The organism is Oceanobacillus rekensis (genome assembly GCF_002153375.1).
GTDB lineage: Bacteria > Bacillota > Bacilli > Bacillales > Amphibacillaceae > Oceanobacillus > Oceanobacillus rekensis.
Genome location: NZ_MTBQ01000004.1, coordinates 444,126 through 462,272, shown reverse-complemented (window position 1 = coordinate 462,272; position 18,147 = coordinate 444,126). Strand labels below are relative to the sequence as shown.

At 38.7% G+C, this 18,147-nt stretch carries 17 protein-coding genes; 1 reads left to right on the top strand and 16 read right to left on the bottom strand.

All coding sequences use genetic code 11. The features are described 5' to 3' along the window. Positions 1–731: 731 nt before the first annotated feature. From lysS to spoIIE, 16 genes are all read right to left on the bottom strand, one after another. Positions 732–2,213 (bottom strand): lysine--tRNA ligase, encoded by a 1,482-nt coding sequence (gene lysS / locus BV906_RS13030; protein WP_087974060.1) that lies wholly within the window; start codon positions 2,211–2,213, stop codon positions 732–734. A 377-nt stretch (positions 2,214–2,590) separates the two neighbouring features. Continuing rightward, positions 2,591–2,743, bottom strand: a complete 153-nt coding sequence (locus BV906_RS19510) for a hypothetical protein (RefSeq protein WP_176330342.1) — start codon at positions 2,741–2,743, stop codon at positions 2,591–2,593. Positions 2,744–2,927: 184 nt separating this feature from the next. Next, positions 2,928–3,155 carry a helix-turn-helix domain-containing protein gene (locus BV906_RS13025; RefSeq protein ID WP_087974059.1) on the bottom strand — a complete coding sequence of 76 codons (228 nt, stop codon included), beginning with the start codon at positions 3,153–3,155 and terminating at the stop codon, positions 2,928–2,930. Next, complete coding sequence (gene folK / locus BV906_RS13020) at positions 3,125–3,637, bottom strand: 2-amino-4-hydroxy-6-hydroxymethyldihydropteridine diphosphokinase (RefSeq protein WP_087974058.1); 513 nt, start codon at positions 3,635–3,637, stop codon at positions 3,125–3,127. The genes BV906_RS13025 and folK overlap by 31 nt, the downstream gene beginning before the upstream one ends. Further along, positions 3,634–3,999, bottom strand: a complete 366-nt coding sequence (folB, locus tag BV906_RS13015) for a dihydroneopterin aldolase (RefSeq protein WP_087974057.1) — start codon at positions 3,997–3,999, stop codon at positions 3,634–3,636. Before folB ends, folK begins: the two co-directional genes overlap by 4 nt. Continuing rightward, entirely contained in the window at positions 3,992–4,822 is an 831-nt protein-coding gene (folP, locus tag BV906_RS13010; RefSeq protein ID WP_087974056.1) for a dihydropteroate synthase, read from the bottom strand. The genes folB and folP overlap by 8 nt, the downstream gene beginning before the upstream one ends. Before the next feature lie 136 nt (positions 4,823–4,958). Continuing rightward, a complete protein-coding gene (gene cysK, locus BV906_RS13005) occupies positions 4,959–5,885 on the bottom strand; it encodes a cysteine synthase A (RefSeq protein ID WP_087974055.1) in 927 nt (308 codons plus the stop codon). 98 nt (positions 5,886–5,983) lie between these two features. Further along, complete coding sequence (locus tag BV906_RS13000; protein WP_087974054.1) at positions 5,984–6,883, bottom strand: peptidylprolyl isomerase; 900 nt, start codon at positions 6,881–6,883, stop codon at positions 5,984–5,986. A 17-nt stretch (positions 6,884–6,900) separates the two neighbouring features. Next, positions 6,901–7,770, bottom strand: a complete 870-nt coding sequence (gene hslO / locus BV906_RS12995) for an Hsp33 family molecular chaperone HslO (protein WP_087974053.1) — start codon at positions 7,768–7,770, stop codon at positions 6,901–6,903. A 32-nt stretch (positions 7,771–7,802) separates the two neighbouring features. Next, the gene (locus tag BV906_RS12990) at positions 7,803–8,579 is read right to left on the bottom strand and encodes a type III pantothenate kinase (RefSeq protein ID WP_087974052.1); all 777 of its coding nucleotides are present in this window, start codon (positions 8,577–8,579) and stop codon (positions 7,803–7,805) included. Between the two features lie 132 nt (positions 8,580–8,711). Then, entirely contained in the window at positions 8,712–10,724 is a 2,013-nt protein-coding gene (gene ftsH / locus BV906_RS12985; RefSeq protein WP_087974051.1) for an ATP-dependent zinc metalloprotease FtsH, read from the bottom strand. A gap of 170 nt (positions 10,725–10,894) precedes the next feature. Further along, a complete protein-coding gene (gene hpt / locus BV906_RS12980) occupies positions 10,895–11,437 on the bottom strand; it encodes a hypoxanthine phosphoribosyltransferase (protein WP_087974088.1) in 543 nt (180 codons plus the stop codon). A 26-nt stretch (positions 11,438–11,463) separates the two neighbouring features. Then, positions 11,464–12,861, bottom strand: coding sequence for a tRNA lysidine(34) synthetase TilS (gene tilS, locus BV906_RS12975; RefSeq protein WP_087974050.1), 1,398 nt, complete (start codon positions 12,859–12,861; stop codon positions 11,464–11,466). Positions 12,862–12,940: 79 nt separating this feature from the next. Further along, entirely contained in the window at positions 12,941–13,876 is a 936-nt protein-coding gene (locus tag BV906_RS12970) for a protein kinase domain-containing protein (RefSeq protein WP_087974049.1), read from the bottom strand. Then, positions 13,839–14,579 (bottom strand): VWA domain-containing protein, encoded by a 741-nt coding sequence (locus BV906_RS12965; RefSeq protein ID WP_087974048.1) that lies wholly within the window; start codon positions 14,577–14,579, stop codon positions 13,839–13,841. Before BV906_RS12965 ends, BV906_RS12970 begins: the two co-directional genes overlap by 38 nt. 320 nt (positions 14,580–14,899) lie before the next feature. Next, positions 14,900–17,353 (bottom strand): stage II sporulation protein E, encoded by a 2,454-nt coding sequence (spoIIE, locus tag BV906_RS12960; RefSeq protein ID WP_087974047.1) that lies wholly within the window; start codon positions 17,351–17,353, stop codon positions 14,900–14,902. Positions 17,354–17,705: 352 nt separating this feature from the next. Here spoIIE and BV906_RS12955 point away from each other — a divergent pair, with 352 nt between their 5' ends. Continuing rightward, on the top strand, positions 17,706–18,146 hold the full coding sequence (locus tag BV906_RS12955) for a MarR family winged helix-turn-helix transcriptional regulator (RefSeq protein ID WP_087974046.1): 441 nt from the start codon (positions 17,706–17,708) through the stop codon (positions 18,144–18,146). Position 18,147 lies beyond the last annotated feature (1 nt).

Genomic DNA, 18,147 nt, shown 5'->3' with positions numbered 1-18,147 from the left:
GCCAGCGTTCGTCCTGAGCCAAGATCAAACTCTCCATAAAAGTGTTTGAATAGAATCAACATCAGTTAATTCCATTTGTGTTCTTAGCTTGTTGCATACTCAATAAGTGAAACTTAATGAGTTGTTTAAAAAGAAAAACATGTTTTCTTTTCTTGACATACTGGTTGTTTTGTTCAGTTTTCAAAGAGCAAATTTGTAAGTCGCTGTTCAAATTGGCGACTTTATTAATATACCATGTTATGTTGTTTGTGTCAACACTTTTTTAAAGTTACTTTTGAGTAGTTTGTTTCGAGTTATGCTTGTTTGTTTGTTTCCTTAAAGCAACGTTTATTAATTTACCATGTTTCTAAAACTAAATCAAGAGGAATTTACAAAGAAATATACGAAAGATAGTATTTGTATTATTCCATCTATTTCTGCAGTATTTTCAACCTATCCTTCGGCTATAATCCTTATAGAAGTATCACCAGTTTCTGTATGATTATACTTTCCCTTTTCCCTATCTTATAAACCTGTATTAACACGAAACTTTCATCTGTTGAGTAGGATTTTCTCCATCCTCTATTGGTAATTAGTCCTACAATAAAGGTATCACTTGATTCCCGCCACTCATAATGCGGTCAATTCAGTCTTTATTAAGCTCAAAGCGGATGATTTTACCGCTTTTTATATGCAGGTAAAAAAAGTCCCTATTAAGGATATAACACTTTATCCATAATAGAGACTAATTATTATTTTTTACGCATTTGCGGGAATAGAAGGACATCACGAATCGATGGTGCGTTTGTCAATAACATGACAAGACGGTCAATACCAATTCCTAGTCCACCAGTTGGAGGCATACCATATTCGATCGCTTCCAAGAAGTCTTCATCCATCAAATGAGCTTCGTCGTTTCCAGCATCTCTCTCCTTAACTTGTGCTTCAAAACGCTCCCGTTGATCAATTGGGTCATTCAATTCACTAAATGCATTGGCATGTTCTCTTCCTACAATGAATAATTCAAAGCGATCTGTAAATCGATCATCTTCTTTATTTTTCTTAGCCAGCGGGGAAATCTCCACAGGGTGGCCATAGATAAACGTCGGCTGTATTAATGTTTCTTCTACCTTCTGCTCAAAGAATTCATTGACGACATGACCAAATGACATTGTTTCTCTTATTTCTATACCATGTTCTTTAGCTAAAGCACGTGCGTCCTCATCTGACATTTGCTTCCAGAAGTCCACACCTGTTTTCTCTTTTACTGCATCTACCATATGAAGTCTTGTCCATTCTGGTTCTAAATCAATTTCATAGTCACCATAAGTAACTGTTGTCGATCCAAGTACTTCTTTTGCAATGTGTGCCACCAGATTTTCCGTTAGTGCCATAACATCATGATAGTCTGCATATGCCTCGTATAGTTCAATCATCGTAAATTCCGGATTATGTCTTGTCGATACACCTTCATTACGGAAAACACGGCCGATTTCATATACCTTTTCCAGTCCACCAACAATAAGGCGTTTTAAATGCAGTTCAATTGCTATACGCATATATAACTCGATATCTAGTGCATTGTGATGAGTAATAAATGGACGCGCTGAGGCTCCACCTGGAATACTGTGCATCATTGGAGTCTCAACCTCTAAGAAACCTTGTCCATTTAAATACTCTCGCATGGATTGAATAATTTTACTGCGCAATACAAACGTTTCCCTGCTGTCCATATTAGTAATTAGGTCCAAGTAACGCTGACGATAACGCTGCTCGATATCTTTTAATCCATGATATTTTTCAGGCAATGGTCGAAGTGATTTGGTTAGCAAGTGGAATTCTGTAGCTTTTACAGAAAGCTCCCCTACTTTCGTTTTGAACATTAATCCCGTCACACCAACAATATCACCTAAATCAGCAGAATTAAATACTTCATAGGCATCGTCACCAATTGCATCCTTACGCACATACAATTGAATTTGCCCACTCAGATCCTGAAGATGTGCAAAGCCGGCTTTTCCTTTGCCACGTTTTGTCATCAAACGGCCAGCAATCGTAACTTTATCAGTCAATGCTTCCAATTCTTCTTTGGAATATCGATCATATTTTTCTATAAGTTCGTTTGATAAATGTGTTCTTGTATACTTTCCGCCGAAAGGATCGAGTCCTTTTTCCTGGTATTCGCTTAGTTTGTCGCGACGTACGCGCATCTGTTCATTTAATTCTTCTGACACTTATATCACTCCAGTCATTAATAATAGTAAGTATATAGTAAAACGCCTATTCTTTCACGTCTATTCCCTTGATTTCTCCTATATATGATTGTTAAGAAGTCCGGTAAAAATGACACTTCGAATTTCGCACGTATGCTGCTTTTCCGTTACTCACGTATTGATAACCTACGTTGAATAGCGTTGAATAGAGTCCTGTACCTCCGCCTACAAGCAAATTTGCTGAACTAGGCTCGCCGCCTCGAACTTCGGACGCACAGGACGTTGCGAACTTAGCCGACCTTGGTCCTTTTTATTCTCCTTTTCGAACACACAGTATATGTAAGCAGAAAAACCTGCCATAAAAAAACGGCAGACTCCCAACTTTAATAAATAAATGATTAGGAAACCTGCTCCGCATCAATTTTGTCTGCAAAGGTATATAAAATATCCAATAATTGCTCGCGAGTTTCTGCCGCATTAATAATTTTTCTTACACTGTCGTTGCCTTTTATCCCTTTTAGGAACCATGATGCATGTTTGCGTATTTCCATGATAGCAACATTTCACCTTTAATTTTAACAAGGCGTTACATATGTAGGCTGCAAACATCAATCTTTTACCTTGGAGATGGGTTTGGAAGGCATAATTACTCACACCTGCCATCGGTGCTAGTGCCACACGATTAAGAATTGTAATATCCCCAATCTAATTCATCTTGATGTTCTCACAGTTATTTTATTCTTTTGTCTCTGAACCGGACTTTTCCAATGTAAGCTCGTCCCTTGGTATGGATAGCTTCCCAGCAATTTGATCTAGCAATTCATCAGATGCTAGCTTTGTTCCCCGTTCTATATTTCCGAGCTGCGCAACAGATACATCTATTTCCTTTGCAAAATCTATTTGTGTAAATCCTTTAAGTTTGCGAAATGCCTTTACTCTTCTCCCAATTCGTTTTTTGTCCATAATCTTACATCCTTTATGTCTGTATCAGGAAGATCTTTAATAAAATCCGTGATTGGTCGGTTCCAGACAGGCAGTATCATATCTGGTACGATTTCCTGCAACGGAACAAGCACAAACGCACGCTCATGCATTCTCGGATGTGGTATTATCAATCGTTCTACTGTACTATTTTCTTGATTATATGTCAAAATGTCAAGATCTATTGTTCTGGGTCCGAAGCGAATATTCCTTTTACGGCCTAGCTGTAACTCCACTGATTGGCAAAATCCCAGTAGTTCCATAGGGGGAAGGGTTGTCTCCACTTCGATGACCATATTTAAAAAATCAGCCTGATCGGTATAACCAACGGGAGCTGTTTCGTAAATTGATGATTGTTTTTTTATTGAAATAGACTCACTTTCCGCAATGTTTTGCAAGGCTTCCCAGAGATGTTCTTTTCTTGGTTCAATATTCGTCCCTAATGCTACGTATGCTATATTCATTCTTTCTTCTCCCGATAGATTTCTACTGCTACAGACTGATAATGTCCAGGTATCGGCGGATCAGGTTTAATGACCTTCACCCTGCATGCCTCCAACAAATCAAAAGTAACGAGCAGCTTATCTGCGACTCCTTCTGCAACTGCTTCAATAAGATTTTTCGCTTCCCCTTCCACTACTTCCTTTACAGCGTTATAGACATGACCATAGTGGATAGAATCATACATATTGTCTGTCCGACCAGGCTTTCTCAAGTCTAGATGAAGTTCTAAGTCAACATTGAATCGCTGTCCAAGCTTATTTTCCTCTGGCAATAAACCATGAAATCCATAAAACTGCATATTGTTCAGTAAAATTTTATCCAATGTTGTTCCCTCCTTCGGCAAGCATGGCATCCATCATTTTGGCAACCTCTGCATTCCCCTTTACATCATGTACTCGTACAATATGTGCACCCTTAACAATGCCAAGAGCTGTCGTTGCAACAGTACCAATATCTCGTTCTCCAGCAGGTAGATCAAGCACACTACCAATAAATCGCTTTCGGGATGTCGCTAAAAGGAATGGGAAATTCATTGCAACCAATTGTTCTAGATTATTCATTACAACAAGATTATCTTTTGCAGACTTTGCAAAACCGACACCAGGATCTAGAATGATACTTTCCTTTAGTACACCTGCATCGACCGCAATTTGAATGCTTTCCTCGAGATCCCTTCTCATATCATCGATGATAGAGATATAATTTTCATCTGTCCGGTTATGCATTAAAATAATTGGAACTTGGTAATCTGCTGCTACTTTGGCTATTTCTGGTTCCTTTTTCGCACCCCAAATATCATTGATGATATCTGCGCCTGCTTTAACAGCCTCTTTAGCTGTTTCTGCCTTGTATGTATCAATAGAGATGGGTATATTAATTTTTTCCTTTAACGCTCGGATAACTGGGACAACTCGTTTAATTTCCTCTTCTATTGAAACCGGATCATGTCCTGGACGAGTTGATTCTCCACCAATGTCAATGATGTCTGCACCTTGCTTTTCCATTAGAAGGGCTTGCTCAATTGCCTTTTCAATTGTTATATAGTCCCCCCCGTCAGAAAAAGAATCTGGTGTCACATTTAAAATCCCCATAATAAGTGTTCTTTCCGATAAATCATATGTCCTTGTCTTTGTTTTTAAAATCATTACTATAAAACCTACCTTCATTATTTATAGTGTGTGATGCATCCACAGTATGTATTCTTCTCTATCGTACCGTATCTAAAACAAGAAAAAAAGGACCAGCAGGTTTATGCCAATCCTTTCCCTCTAATTAATTTGATTAGTTTTCTTCAAATTGATATAGCGCCGTGGACAAATATCTTTCCCCATTATCCGGTAAGATTGCAAGTACTTTTTTACCTTTTCCTAACTGTTTAGCAACCTTTAAAGCAGCGGCTATGGCAGCACCAGAGGAAATCCCTCCAAGAATACCATTTGTTGTAGCAACTTTACGTGATGCTTCAAATGACTCTTCGTTTTCTACTGTTAACACTTCATCATAGATTTCCGTGTCTAGTACTTTAGGTGTAAAACCAGCGCCAATTCCTTGAATTTTATGTGGCCCAGGTGATTTACCGGATAAAATGGCAGAAGCTGTAGGCTCTACTGCATATATTTTGACGTCTTTAAAATTTTCCTTAAGGACTTTACCAGCACCAGTTATTGTACCACCCGTTCCGATTCCAGATACGAAGGCGTCTAAACCGTCACTCATTTGCTCAACAATTTCCTTACCTGTCGTAAGCTCATGAATTTTAGGATTTGCAGGATTATTGAATTGTTGCGGCATAAAATAGCCGTTCTCATTTTTCAATTCCTCTGCTTTTGCAATTGCACCCTTCATCCCATCAGCTCCAGGTGTTAATACAAGTTCAGCTCCATATGCACGCAATAGATTACGACGTTCCTGACTCATCGTATCAGGCATAACCAAAACAGCTTTGTATCCTTTGGCAGCCGCAACCATTGCTAGACCAATACCTGTATTTCCACTGGTTGGCTCAATAATGGTGTCACCTTCACTTAAGCCGCCTTCCTTTTCTGCTGCTTCAATCATGGCAGCCGCAATCCGATCCTTAACAGAACTTGCCGGATTCATAAATTCAAGTTTTACATATACATCTGCACTTTCAGCGTCTGTCAGGTTATTCAGTTTAACAATTGGAGTTCCACCAATTAATTCAGTAATATTATTTGCTACTTTCATGTTAACTCCTCCCAATCCTGAGTAAATTTATATGATTTATTATAATGTACGGCTTTTTTGCAAAAATGTCAATAAAAAAATCTGAAAATACTGGGTAATTACTCATATATCCACTCAACATCTAACTTTTCCCATAAGGAATCTGCATTCAATGTTTGTCCAAGTTCCTGTAATGCCAATTCACTTTCCATATATGGTTTAATTTCTTCATATGTAAATTCAATAGCTGGCAGCTTTTTGTGCAGATATAGGATAGCTACACCACTTTCAGCCTGAAAAGGTTCACTATAATTATGTTCGTCCATCTTAGTTGCTTCTTCCTCATAACTACTTGGGAGGAATTGACTTGATGTATAAATCGATCCTAAATATCCACCATCATTCTTTGTTTCCTTATCGGTAGAGTACTCTCTTGCAAGTAATTCAAAAGAAGCCCCCTGATCTAACTCAGCGTAAACCTTTTCTGCTGTCTTAAAGTCATCGACAAGAATATGGGAAAGCTGTAAAGATGATGAAAAATTATATTGATCACCGTACTCATTGTAGTAATTTTGTAGTTCTCCCTCAGGAATGGAAGTATCTGTAGTTAACAACTGTTGTAGTTGGTAACGATATACAATATCTTCTCGCCATTTTTCTTCTTCCTTTGTTGCTTCCTCTTCTGTCATAGGTCCTTGCATGGTATAAAGAAAAGAAATATCTCGCTGCACAAGCTTTTCATCAACCTCAACCTGTCCCTCATCTGCTAATTCCTTTACTGCTTTATTATCAATCATTGCCTTTAACTGTTTTTGACCATGATTTGTCCGGAGTTCATCCATCCATTGCTGATAGGAAATTTCCTCGTCTGCAATGGATGCCACTGGTTCATTGCTATTAAGTTTCGTTTCATCATTTCCATTAACGGAAACATTTTCACCTTGATTCCAGATTATCAGGGAAGCAATATTTGTGATAAGAAGTACAACAATGATACCAAGTAATAACTTTTTTGACATAATTGTTAACTTCCTTTCTAGCTTTTCAGTTCTTCTAGCTCTTGCTCTGTGAATAGGTATGTTTCATTACAGAAATGACAATTTGCTTCTGCACCATGATCTTCATCAATCATGCTTTGAATTTCTGCATTTCCAAGACCGGTAATTGCATTTGCCAATCTTTCTTTTGAACATTTACAACGAAACTCGATTGGCATGGTTTCGTGAATCTTCACTTCTTCTTCGCCAAATAATTGCTGTAAGATTTGTTCAGGAGTCTTTCCCTCACGGATAAGACCTGAGATGGCTGGGAAAGATTGAATCTGTTCCTCAAGACTCGTGATCACTTCTTCATCTGCACCAGGCATAACTTGAACGATAAATCCACCAGCAGCCAAAATCGTATGATCCGGGTTCACCAATACACCTGCCCCAACAGCTGAAGGCAATTGTTCAGATGTAGCAAAATAGTACGTAAAATCCTCACTAATCTCTCCGGAAACGATTGGTACTTCACCAGTAAAATAATCTTTTAAACCTAGATCTTTGATAACACTTAGACTTCCTTCTGTTCCTACTGCACGAGCTACATCCAATTTCCCCTTTTCATTCAGTTCGAAATCCACATGTGGATTGTTAACATAGCCACGTACGTGTCCCTTTGCATTTGCATCCGCAATAATAGCTCCGATTGGTCCATTTCCCTGTATTTTAATCGTATTGGAATCTTCGCCTTTAAGCATTGCTCCCATTATAGCTGTTATCGTAATCGTTCTTCCAAGTGCTGCAGAAGCGGTAGCCCAAGTATCTTGTCTTCTCCGTGCTTCTTCTACAGTATTGGTTGACGTAATCGCATATGCTCGTACATATCCATTATATATTGTTGTTTTTACAAGGTAATCTTTCATCGTTAATATTCTCTCCTTTTTGAACACACACTTTATCGTTGTTGATTTACTTTCTGATGGATTAAGTAAAGTCCTTTTAAAGTTAAATGCGGATCAACGATATCAATCGTCGTCGACTCATCAGCAATCAACTTGGATAGTCCTCCAGTTGCAATAACCGTTGGACTGGTCTTTACCTCTTCTTTTACCCGATTAATTAGACCATCAACCTGTCCGATATATCCATAAAACACACCCGATGTCATTGCTTCGACAGTCGATCTCCCTATTACATGATCCGGTGACTGTATCTCAATCTTCGGTAGCTTGGACGCCTTACTATATAGTGCATCCATTGAAATATTAATCCCTGGCGTAATAATGCCACCAGAATATTCTGCGCTTTCGTTAATATAGCAATAGGTCGTGGCAGTTCCAAAATCAATAATAATTAATGGTGACCCATGTTCGTATATTGCCCCAACTGCGTTAACAATTCGATCTGCACCAATTTCCTTAGGATTTGGATAGTTCATTTTTAAATAAGTGGCAAATTCTTCCTTACCAATAACCATTGCTTCTATACTAAAATAATCCCTGCTCATTTTTTCCAAAGCAAACATAATAGGTGGTACAACGGAAGAAATAATAACTCCATCTATATCTGAAAAAGTAACATCTTTATGATCAAATAGAGATTTAATCAGCATCCCAAATTCATCTGCTGTTTTATGGCGATCTGTTTTAATCCGCCATTCATACTTTAATTTATCATGTTCAAATACACCAAGAACTGTATTTGTATTCCCTACGTCAAGTACAAATAACATGTCCCACCATACCTTCCTAGCATTTCTATTTTTTAAATATAACATACTTTGGAATTCATTAGAAATAGTAGCATAAAGCCTTTATGAACCAAAACAAAAGCAGCCACATAACTGGGCTGCTTTTGTTTTTGATTACTTATTGTTCTTATCTTCTGAATTACTCTCAGAATCTTTATCGTCCATAATCGGATCGTCGATATAACTATTATCTTTTTTAGCTTCTGTTTTTTCTTTAGCTTCTTCATACGATACAAATTCTGCTTCTTCATCATCTTTTGATTGAATGGTTACTTTAACATCCTCTGGTTTTACCGGTTCTGGTAGTTTACCTTCTTCAAATAATGATTTAATTTGTCTTGCATCCAATGTTTCAACTTCAAGAAGTGTTTTAGCGATTAACTCCAGTTTATCCTTGTTTTCAGTCAGGATTTTCTTCGCACGATCATAACAATAGTTAATAAAGTTTTGCATTTCTTTATCGATTTCTTCCGCAATGGCATCACTATAAGTTGATTCACTATTGATATCACGGCCCAGGAAGACATTACCGCCCCCACCACTTGTGAATTGAAGTGGTCCAATCTTATCACTCATACCATACTCGGTAATCATTTTATTAGCAATCGATGTAGCACGTTGGAAGTCATTGGAAGCACCCGTACTCACTTCTCCAAAGATAACCTCTTCCGCTACACGTCCGCCTAAAAGACCTGTTATCTTATCAAATAGTTCTGGTTTTGTCATGAAATAGCGATCTTCCCTTGGAAGCATAACTGCGTATCCTCCAGCTTGACCACGTGGCACAATGGTAACTTTATGCACCATATCTGCATCATCTAAGACCATGCCAATGACAGTATGTCCACTCTCATGATAGGCAACAATGTTTCTTTCTTTTGGCGAAATAACTTTATTTTTCTTAGAGACCCCTGCAATTACACGGTCAGTAGCTTCATCAATATCTAACATGCTAATCGATTTACGATCACTTCTTGCGGCTACAAGCGCAGCTTCATTTAGCAGGTTCTCAAGATCTGCACCAGAGAATCCTGGCGTGCGCATTGCAATTACTTTCAAGTCAACCGTACTATCAAATGGTTTATTCTTAGCATGAACATTAAGTACAGCTTCACGTCCCTTAACATCAGGGCGGTCTACCATAATTTGTCTGTCAAAACGTCCTGGACGTAGTAATGCAGGGTCAAGAATATCTGCACGGTTTGTTGCAGCTATAATAATGATTCCTTCATTTGCTCCAAATCCATCCATTTCAACAAGTAGCTGGTTTAGCGTTTGCTCACGTTCATCATGCCCACCACCGAGGCCTGCACCACGTTGTCGACCAACTGCATCAATTTCATCAATGAAAATAATACACGGGGCATTTTTCTTCGCATTTTCAAATAAATCACGTACACGGGAAGCACCAACACCGACAAACATCTCCACAAAGTCTGAACCACTTATCGAGAAGAATGGTGTTCCAGCTTCACCTGCTACTGCACGCGCAAGCAATGTTTTACCAGTACCCGGAGGTCCTACAAGCAGTACCCCTTTAGGAATACGTGCACCTACCGCCGAGAATTTGCGAGGATCCTTCAGAAAATCAACAACTTCGACCAGTTCTTGCTTTTCCTCATCTGCTCCTGCAACATCTGTGAAACGCACCTTTTGTTTTTCTTCACTATACAGTTTAGCTTTACTTTTACCAAAGTTCATGACACGGCCACCACCGCCGCCACCTTGAGCTTGACTAAGTATAAATAAGAAGAAAAGACCGATTAATAAAAATGGAACGATCCCAGTAAGAAAAGTTAGCCATGCACTTGGCTGCTCTTCTTCAGCAACATTTAAAATACTTTGTTCTGTTGCTGAATCCGTTATTTCTGCTATGATTTCTGTATTATCGGGAACCTGTGCAATAAAAGTTGTTTCTCCATCCGTCAAAGTTCCGTTAAAACGGATAATTCCATGCGACGGTTGATATGTCAACTCTTCAATCTCACCGTTATTTAATGCATCCATAAATTGCTGTACATTATATTCTTCTGCTTCTTCACCTTGCCCGTTGAATACTCCAATTACGCCAATGATTACAAAGAAAATGAGCATCCAAAATAGGACATTACGAAATATTTGACTCATTGCCAACCTCCTCCCAAGCGGGGAAAAACTATAGTATATCGTATCATACGAAAAAGTTGAAATACAACTTATATAACTTAAAATGGAGTTTTATTTTTTCCTTGTCGGGATATTGCCTCCCTAGAGGGAAATTACTCCTTATCTTCTTAGCCGTTACTTATTAAAAACGGTTATTCGCCACCATATACTTCCGGTTTCAATACCCCGATGTATGGTAAGTTACGGTATCTTTCTGCATAATCCAACCCATAACCAACAACGAACTCATCAGGTACATGAAAGCCGATTAAATCCGCCGAAATGGCCGCTGTTCTTCCAGAAGGCTTATCCAATAAGGTTACAATCTTAATGGATTTCGCTTTACGGTATTTAAATAAATCGACCAGATAACTAAGTGTCAAACCACTATCTATAATATCTTCAACGATAATCAAATCCCGTCCTTCAACCTTTGTGTTCAGGTCCTTGACGATTTTTACTTCTCCTGAAGATGTTGTCCCCCCACCATAACTGGAAACATCCATGAAGTCCATTTCCAAATGAACCTCCGTATAGCGAAGTACATCGGACAAAAACGGCAGGGCTCCCTTGAGTACGCCAATCGCAAGTGGGAATTTACCATTGTATTCCTCAGTTAGCTGCTTCCCAATTTCCTGACATTTTGCTTTTATTTCTTCTTCTGTAATTAATATATGGTCAATCTCCCCATGCATGTTGTCCTGTACCATTTGAAATCCTCCTAAGTTTTCCCTTTTTCAACATATAATTGAATGGTCTTTCCATGTTTCCATGGTGCTTTCGGTTTTCCCTTTTTCAGTCCGATGAGCCACAAGATTTCTCCCTGGTCATCTGTAACAACGGGCCAACGGTCCCTTTCACTTAATGGTATTTTGGCATCTATTAATATGTCTTTCAGTTTTTTGCTACCACTAAGTCCTTTCCAGCTCATTCTATCTCCTGGTTCTCTCGTTCTGATATGTAGGGGTAGTGTAACCTGTTCAGCAGAGAAAATATAGGAAAGATTTTCTTGTATGTTATTTTTTTCAACGAAGTTTGCTGTAATTGTAGAACCATCCGGCAAATCAAGTTTACCAGGAATATTCAACGTATAGTGATAAGAATGATTAGGAACCGTTTGTTGGTCAGAAAAGTAAAGAGACATTCTACCATATGAATTTTCCAATTTTAAGGCAGATGGAAAATCAAGTCGCACATTTCCTTCTTCACGTTGCAACAATGCAAAAAACTGTTCTTCATGTACATAGGATAAATCCTTTGGCAGGTCCTTGTAAAGATAGTTTAATATTAGATGATAGGCTCGTCTTTGTAAAGCGCGGGCGTGGTTTTTGAGCAATTTTGTATCGAAGGTTGCCAACTTGTTTCCAGCTTGGAATTTTACGATCCGTCCAACCACTATTTCCGCTTCTTTTCTGAGAAATTGCTCATCCTCCGAAAGTGTTTCACTTAAATGTTGAACAGTATTATGTATATTGCTATTTTTTTCTTTTATTAATGGCATAACCTTATTACGGAAAAAATTTCTTGTGTATTCCGTTTCATAATTGGTCGGATCAATTCTTACTTCAATTTGATGTTTCCTACAATATGCTTCAAGCACATCCTTCGTTATACAAAGAAACGGACGAATAATGTTGCCTGTTGCGAACTCTCTTCGAACCGGGATTCCCGCAAAAGAACTGGATGATGCAGCACGACTAAGTTTCATCAGCATTGTTTCCACTTGATCGTCCCCATGATGACCAAGTGCTAAAAAATCGGCTTGGAATATTTCCATTTGTTTCTTAAAAAATTCGTATCTAAGTTCCCTGGCTGCCACTTCTGTACTTATACCATTCTTTTTCTTATATGAAACAACATCTATTGAAGTACCGACAAACGGAATACCCCATTCGTCACAAATTCCTTTAACATACTCAAGATCTGCTAAGGACTCCTCCCCTCTTAATTGATGATCTACAGAAACAGCAATGAGCTTCAAATTCCATCCATGTTGAAGGGTCGATAAAAAATGCAGCAATGCCATGGAGTCCGGCCCCCCCGAAACACCAACAAGAACGGTTGTATTTTCTCTCAATAACTGATTTTTTTTTATAAAAGTAAGGACTTCTTTCTTCATTGATCACCAACTCCAACACTATTTCGCTTTTTAGTTATATACCCATTTTTACTTGTTATCTCCATCATAACTGTTAACGCTAAAAAAGTAGAGATAAAAGGTAATAAAGTACAGCAAGAATTCCAATTCCTCCTGGTTCAGCAAGTTGGAGTTTCGTTTTCGGGAATTTCTTCGTTCTGTGATAGTTTTGTCGCTTTTTCGTAACGTTTAAAACGGTTATAAGTTCTCTTTTCATATTTGCGCTCGACGCATAGGTACCCTTGACTGCCTTTTTCAATACAGTTCGATATGGATATAGATCCTTGACTTGATCGATTTTCTTGAATAGCAGCTTTTCAGATGGCTCTCCATTTTTAATGAACCGATTCGGATAATAGATGTTTAAAAACACCATTACAAATGCAAAAAGGTCATAACTAGGCTCCGCACGTCTTGTACCCATACCCCAATAACCACGATCATAAAACTCTGTATATTCCTTGATTGCTCTTCCGGTTTTGGTCGTTCCACCTACATCCACCCAGCGAATTCGTGGAGGTGGTGACAAGATAATTAAATTCTCCGGTTTTAAATCTCCAAATATCCAACCTGATTGATGCAATCTATCCAAGTCCTCCAGTAATTGGATCATAAAAACACCGAGCCAATCTTTATCATTAGCTTTAATAAAATGAGGTAATGTTTCACCATTCAAATATTCCATAACATAAAATGAATAAACTTCGCCTCTAGGATTCATCCAGTCATCCACATCAAGTAAAGAAGGTCCAAGATGATTTCCTTGGACCTTCTTCAATGACTTCAATACATTAACTTCCACGGTCATCGAAGTACCCTTCTCACTAATTTTAAGTGCTGCAGGCTTTCCATTATGTTCACATAGATAAACCGTTCCAATTGCTCCAGCTCCAAGCTTTCGCCCGATGGTATACTTATTTTGATGCCATTTCCCTCTAACAGTTGTTCCTGATCTTAGTTCAATTCCCTGTTTCTTCGATGCCGGATTCATCTTCATACCTAAAGCTCCTTAATAAGCTCTTTTTACCAAATTGATACATTGCTTCGCGAATCGCTGGTCCCGTAGGTGTAATTCCACCACTCGTCAGCTTAGGAAATACAGTTGAAATTGTATCTAGTCTCGGAGACCAGTCAAACACTTTTTGAATATCTTTACGCTTTCCTGGGAAACTGTAAATAGAAAAACGATTCCTGCCAATCCTAGAGTTCAGACTGATAGAAAGATCTATTAAGGCTTCTTTAACAGTTGGAAGTTTACGATTCATACTTGCACTCGTATCGACTAATACAAGAACTTCAAGATCACTAGTCTCACCAAGATCCTCAACAACCTCCATAATTTCACCGCGCTTTTCGGGATCTAGATTTTCAAGACTTTGATTGGAACCAAGTATCTGTCTTAACTCTTTATTAACAAAGCCCTGTAGTGTTTGCGTCATTGCTTGTTTTGTTACCATTTGAACGGTTTGGGATAGGGATTCACTGTAAACAATTTGACTAACCCCTCCACCAGATAAAGCAATATCTTCCACTTCTTGTAAACCATCTGGACTTTCAGTTTGATCATCATCAAGTATACCAATTACATTCACCGTTATACCTTGCTGATATGCAAGTGCCGCAGTAGCTGAAGGGTCCTCCCCCTTATTCGAACAACCATCCGTAAGCAATAATATCTGTTTCAACGTCCCATTCTTCAACGCCCCAACCTCCCTATTTAATCCACTACCATCATCACCAGAAATAATAGGGATTATACATAGAAAAGTGGAGGCGACTGGTTAGAGGCGAACGCATAAGGAAAGGACGTAAAGCGCATGAACTTGTGCGCTTAAGTGTCCATTGCTTATGACGGTAGCCTCTAGGAGCCGCAGCTGGACATAGAAAAGTATAGTGGGCTTGCCAGCCGCGGAGGCATAGTCAAGAGACTGTAGAGCGCATGATCTTGGCGCTCGGAGTGTCTATTGATTATGTCCGTACACGCTAGACCTTGCGTTACTAGACATGGCATCCTTACTCCTTATAATGCCTTATTACCATAAATAGGCACCGCCGCCCATTTCGGTGTGTTCTTAGCAATTTTGGCAACAAGAACGGTCATATCATCATTTATTTCACCTGACCTTGTCCGAATTACTTCCTCAAGCAGCAGGTCTGCCACTTCCTGTGGGTCATCTGTTGCCATCTCCCTAATCTTCCGCTTTAACCAGAGATCAATATTTTCTACATGTTTTGGCCCTTCAAAGATGCCATCACTCATCATAATGAGCAAGTCATCGGAATATAGATTTTCACTTACTATCTCTACATCAAATTCTTGAATTATACCCATTGGCAAATTGCTTGCCTCAACCTTCATCATGTTGTCTCCACGTTTAATGAAACTTGGTGTTGAGCCTATTTTCAGGAATCGGACGGATGCATCATGTAAATCAATTACAGCCAGATCCAGTGTGGCAAACATTTCATCAGTCGTCCTTAGTGAGAGAATGGAATTGATTGACTTAATGGCCACATTTTCTGGGATTCCCGTTTGCAGTATTTGCTGCAGTAAGCGAAGTGTCTCCATACTCTCTTCCCTCGCCCTTTTTCCATTCCCCATGCCATCACTAATTGCCATCGCAAACTTACCCGCTCCAAGTTCAATGGTTGTAAAACTATCTCCGGATACGAGACCTCCCCCTTTTGCTGCACTTGCTGCCCCCGTTTGAATTGCATATTCTTTTGCTGAACCAAATGCAAGATGACTGTAACCATTCGGAAAGGGTGATATCTCCTCCTGTTTGACAACAATCATTTCACTTAGAATATCGGAAAGTACTGGTGCAATTAATTTAGCCCCTTCCCCATGATAATTATAGAAAGATGCTGTCATTTCAATATCCACATTTCCTTTTTCCAATTGATAAATATCCAACTTTTCCAAATCAATCCCCATATGCTTTAACGCATCGATGATTTGGCTTTCCTGTATGTCGTGATGCTGGCGTTCCTTTAATATTTCCTTGGCAAAATCATCCATTACTTCAGATACTCCCTGCAATTGGTCTGCTACTAAACGCTTACTTTCCAGTACCTGTTGTCTCAGCTTGCGATTAGCTTCATAGGTTGTCATTTCTTCTTTCATCGCTTCTACTACTTTTCTTGATTTCACACAATGATTCTCAAACTCCCGCATTACCTTTCGATTTGGCTCCAGCCCTTCCGTGATATCACCCTTCATCTCTTCCATGTAAGAATAGGTCTGATCAAACTCTTTTTGCCAGCACCTATCCTTCATAAAGCAATTTTGGCATGTCTTTTCGGTAATTTGACTAAGAAAATAGTCTGTTTCCCGTCTCGCCTCCTGCTCGTCCGTTGGAAATGTTTCCGATACGGCGAAACTCTTTGACAACGCATGGAAAACTCCAGAAAACTGTTCGACTCTTCTTGCTGTCACATTTCTAACCTTCTGCAAGTACTGCTCTTGCTCATTGGTATACTCTTCCGTACCAGGTATATACCTGGAAATCCTACTAATAAAAGATGCAGGTGTTAGTAAAAAGAATAGGATTGCTATAGATGATTCAATGAGAGAAGGAATTAACGTAACTGCGTTCCCATAAATACCAATTAAAAAGGTACCGACAAGAAGGCCGACAGCCGTCCCCGGTTTCTTTCCTTCTTTTAGAAGACCACCAAGTAACCCGGAAAATGCAAGTAAGCTCATTTGATAAAGATTTGCCACATTTGCAAGCGATAAAATCAATCCAGCAACAACCCCTACTGTTGAACCAATGGCAGCGCCACCAATATAAGAAAAAAGCAGTACAAAATAACGAGAAAAAATCTGTTCTGCAGAAGCACCATAAAGTTCCCAGCCAATCATTCCTGTTAGTACAGAAGCGATAAGAATGATCATACAAACAATTTCTTCATTTTTTAATGCTGGTTTGTACCTTTTAGGTGATAATAGTGGAATACTCTGCATAAATATTAAAACTAGGACGGTCCCCAATACGCCTTCGACAATAAGTAGCATCCATTCATACGATGTGATCGTATCACGTAAAGAGTACAAGAACATTCTCGGAAGTGATGTCGAGGCGAATACAACAAGAGGTATGATAACCTGCTGATTTTTAAATTTTTTACATAAGGCTGCAAGTAAAATAAATACCGCCATTGACAACCCTATAAAAATAGAATGTGTCATGGAGTAGCTCAATGCTCCTGCCAAAACGGCAAGCATTGCTTTAAAACTCTTTTCTCTGTGAATAAACCACATGGAAGCGACAAACGCCACCGCAAACGGAGAAACCGCAGATAAAATAACAGCCCGTCCAAGTAAAAAACCCCCGATATAGAAAAGCCACCCATTCTCCAGCAGAATTAATCTTAGCTTCAAATAGATCCCTTTGCGGAATTTTCCTTTCTTTTCGGTTTTCTCCACACCGTAACCTTGTGATTCTACCCTTGGAATTGAACCCATCATTTTCACCCACTCCTATCTTTCAAACTAGTAAACCACATTACCCATTATTTTTTTGTCAAAATGGCAAAGCTTAATACATAAATCGTTCGACGTCTTTCTAAATAAGAGGCAGGTTTCAACAAATTCTTAGAAATAAATATATAGCCAAGCCTTTAATGAGGCTTGGCTATATATAGTAATCGCTGGCTTTTGCCGAATTCCAAGATGTTCTGACGAATAAAGTGTTCAAATTCCATGTAACACGCATTTATTCTACTAAAAAGTCACTTGCTAAAGTGGTAAAATATAGTTATAGTTGTTCATAGGCGAATTGTTCATGCATGAACCTTTCTAGTTACGAAGGAGTTGCGATATGGAAAAGGATGAGAAAATCACAAGCATTATTTCCTCTTTTAGAGAAGTAGATAAGTTTTTTTATAAACAGATGTGGCATCATGCGAATGAGTTAGGGGTTACCCTTGTTCAATTGCGAATACTTAAATTAATTTCTAAAAAGCCAAATTTGAGTTTACAGGAGCTCACCGAGAAAATGGAGATTAATAAAAGTACAGTGAGTGCAACGGTTGATCGCTTAGTAAAGGCTTCCTACATTATGAGAGAACAATCCACAATTGATAGAAGGGCGATTGTATTAAATTTGACAGTGTTAGGGAATGAGAAAGAAAAGGAAGGCCATGAATTATTTTATAAACGATTACACGGTTTAAATGATATTAGTGATGAAGATGTCAAAAGTCTGCTGAAGCTTCACCAGTTAGTAAAAGAAAAGATGAATGTAAATGGAGATGAGTAAA

Excerpts from the sequence above, each read along its gene's own strand:
- BV906_RS13000 (WP_087974054.1), bottom strand. The coding sequence starts at position 6,883 with ATGTCAAAAAAGTTATTACTTGGTATCATTGTTGTACTTCTTATCACA.
- BV906_RS13025 (WP_087974059.1), bottom strand. The coding sequence starts at position 3,155 with ATGGACAAAAAACGAATTGGGAGAAGAGTAAAGGCATTTCGCAAACTT.
- folK (WP_087974058.1), bottom strand. The coding sequence starts at position 3,637 with ATGAATATAGCATACGTAGCATTAGGGACGAATATTGAACCAAGAAAA.
- hpt (WP_087974088.1), bottom strand. The coding sequence starts at position 11,437 with ATGCATGGGGAGATTGACCATATATTAATTACAGAAGAAGAAATAAAA.
- BV906_RS12990 (WP_087974052.1), bottom strand. The coding sequence starts at position 8,579 with ATGTTATTTGTACTTGACGTAGGGAATACAAATACAGTTCTTGGTGTA.
- cysK (WP_087974055.1), bottom strand. The coding sequence starts at position 5,885 with ATGAAAGTAGCAAATAATATTACTGAATTAATTGGTGGAACTCCAATT.
- ftsH (WP_087974051.1), bottom strand. The coding sequence starts at position 10,724 with ATGAGTCAAATATTTCGTAATGTCCTATTTTGGATGCTCATTTTCTTT.
- BV906_RS12955 (WP_087974046.1), top strand. The coding sequence starts at position 17,706 with ATGGAAAAGGATGAGAAAATCACAAGCATTATTTCCTCTTTTAGAGAA.
- BV906_RS12970 (WP_087974049.1), bottom strand. The coding sequence starts at position 13,876 with ATGAAGATGAATCCGGCATCGAAGAAACAGGGAATTGAACTAAGATCA.
- tilS (WP_087974050.1), bottom strand. The coding sequence starts at position 12,861 with ATGAAGAAAGAAGTCCTTACTTTTATAAAAAAAAATCAGTTATTGAGA.
- spoIIE (WP_087974047.1), bottom strand. The coding sequence starts at position 17,353 with ATGATGGGTTCAATTCCAAGGGTAGAATCACAAGGTTACGGTGTGGAG.
- hslO (WP_087974053.1), bottom strand. The coding sequence starts at position 7,770 with ATGAAAGATTACCTTGTAAAAACAACAATATATAATGGATATGTACGA.
- BV906_RS19510 (WP_176330342.1), bottom strand. The coding sequence starts at position 2,743 with ATGGAAATACGCAAACATGCATCATGGTTCCTAAAAGGGATAAAAGGC.
- folP (WP_087974056.1), bottom strand. The coding sequence starts at position 4,822 with ATGATTTTAAAAACAAAGACAAGGACATATGATTTATCGGAAAGAACA.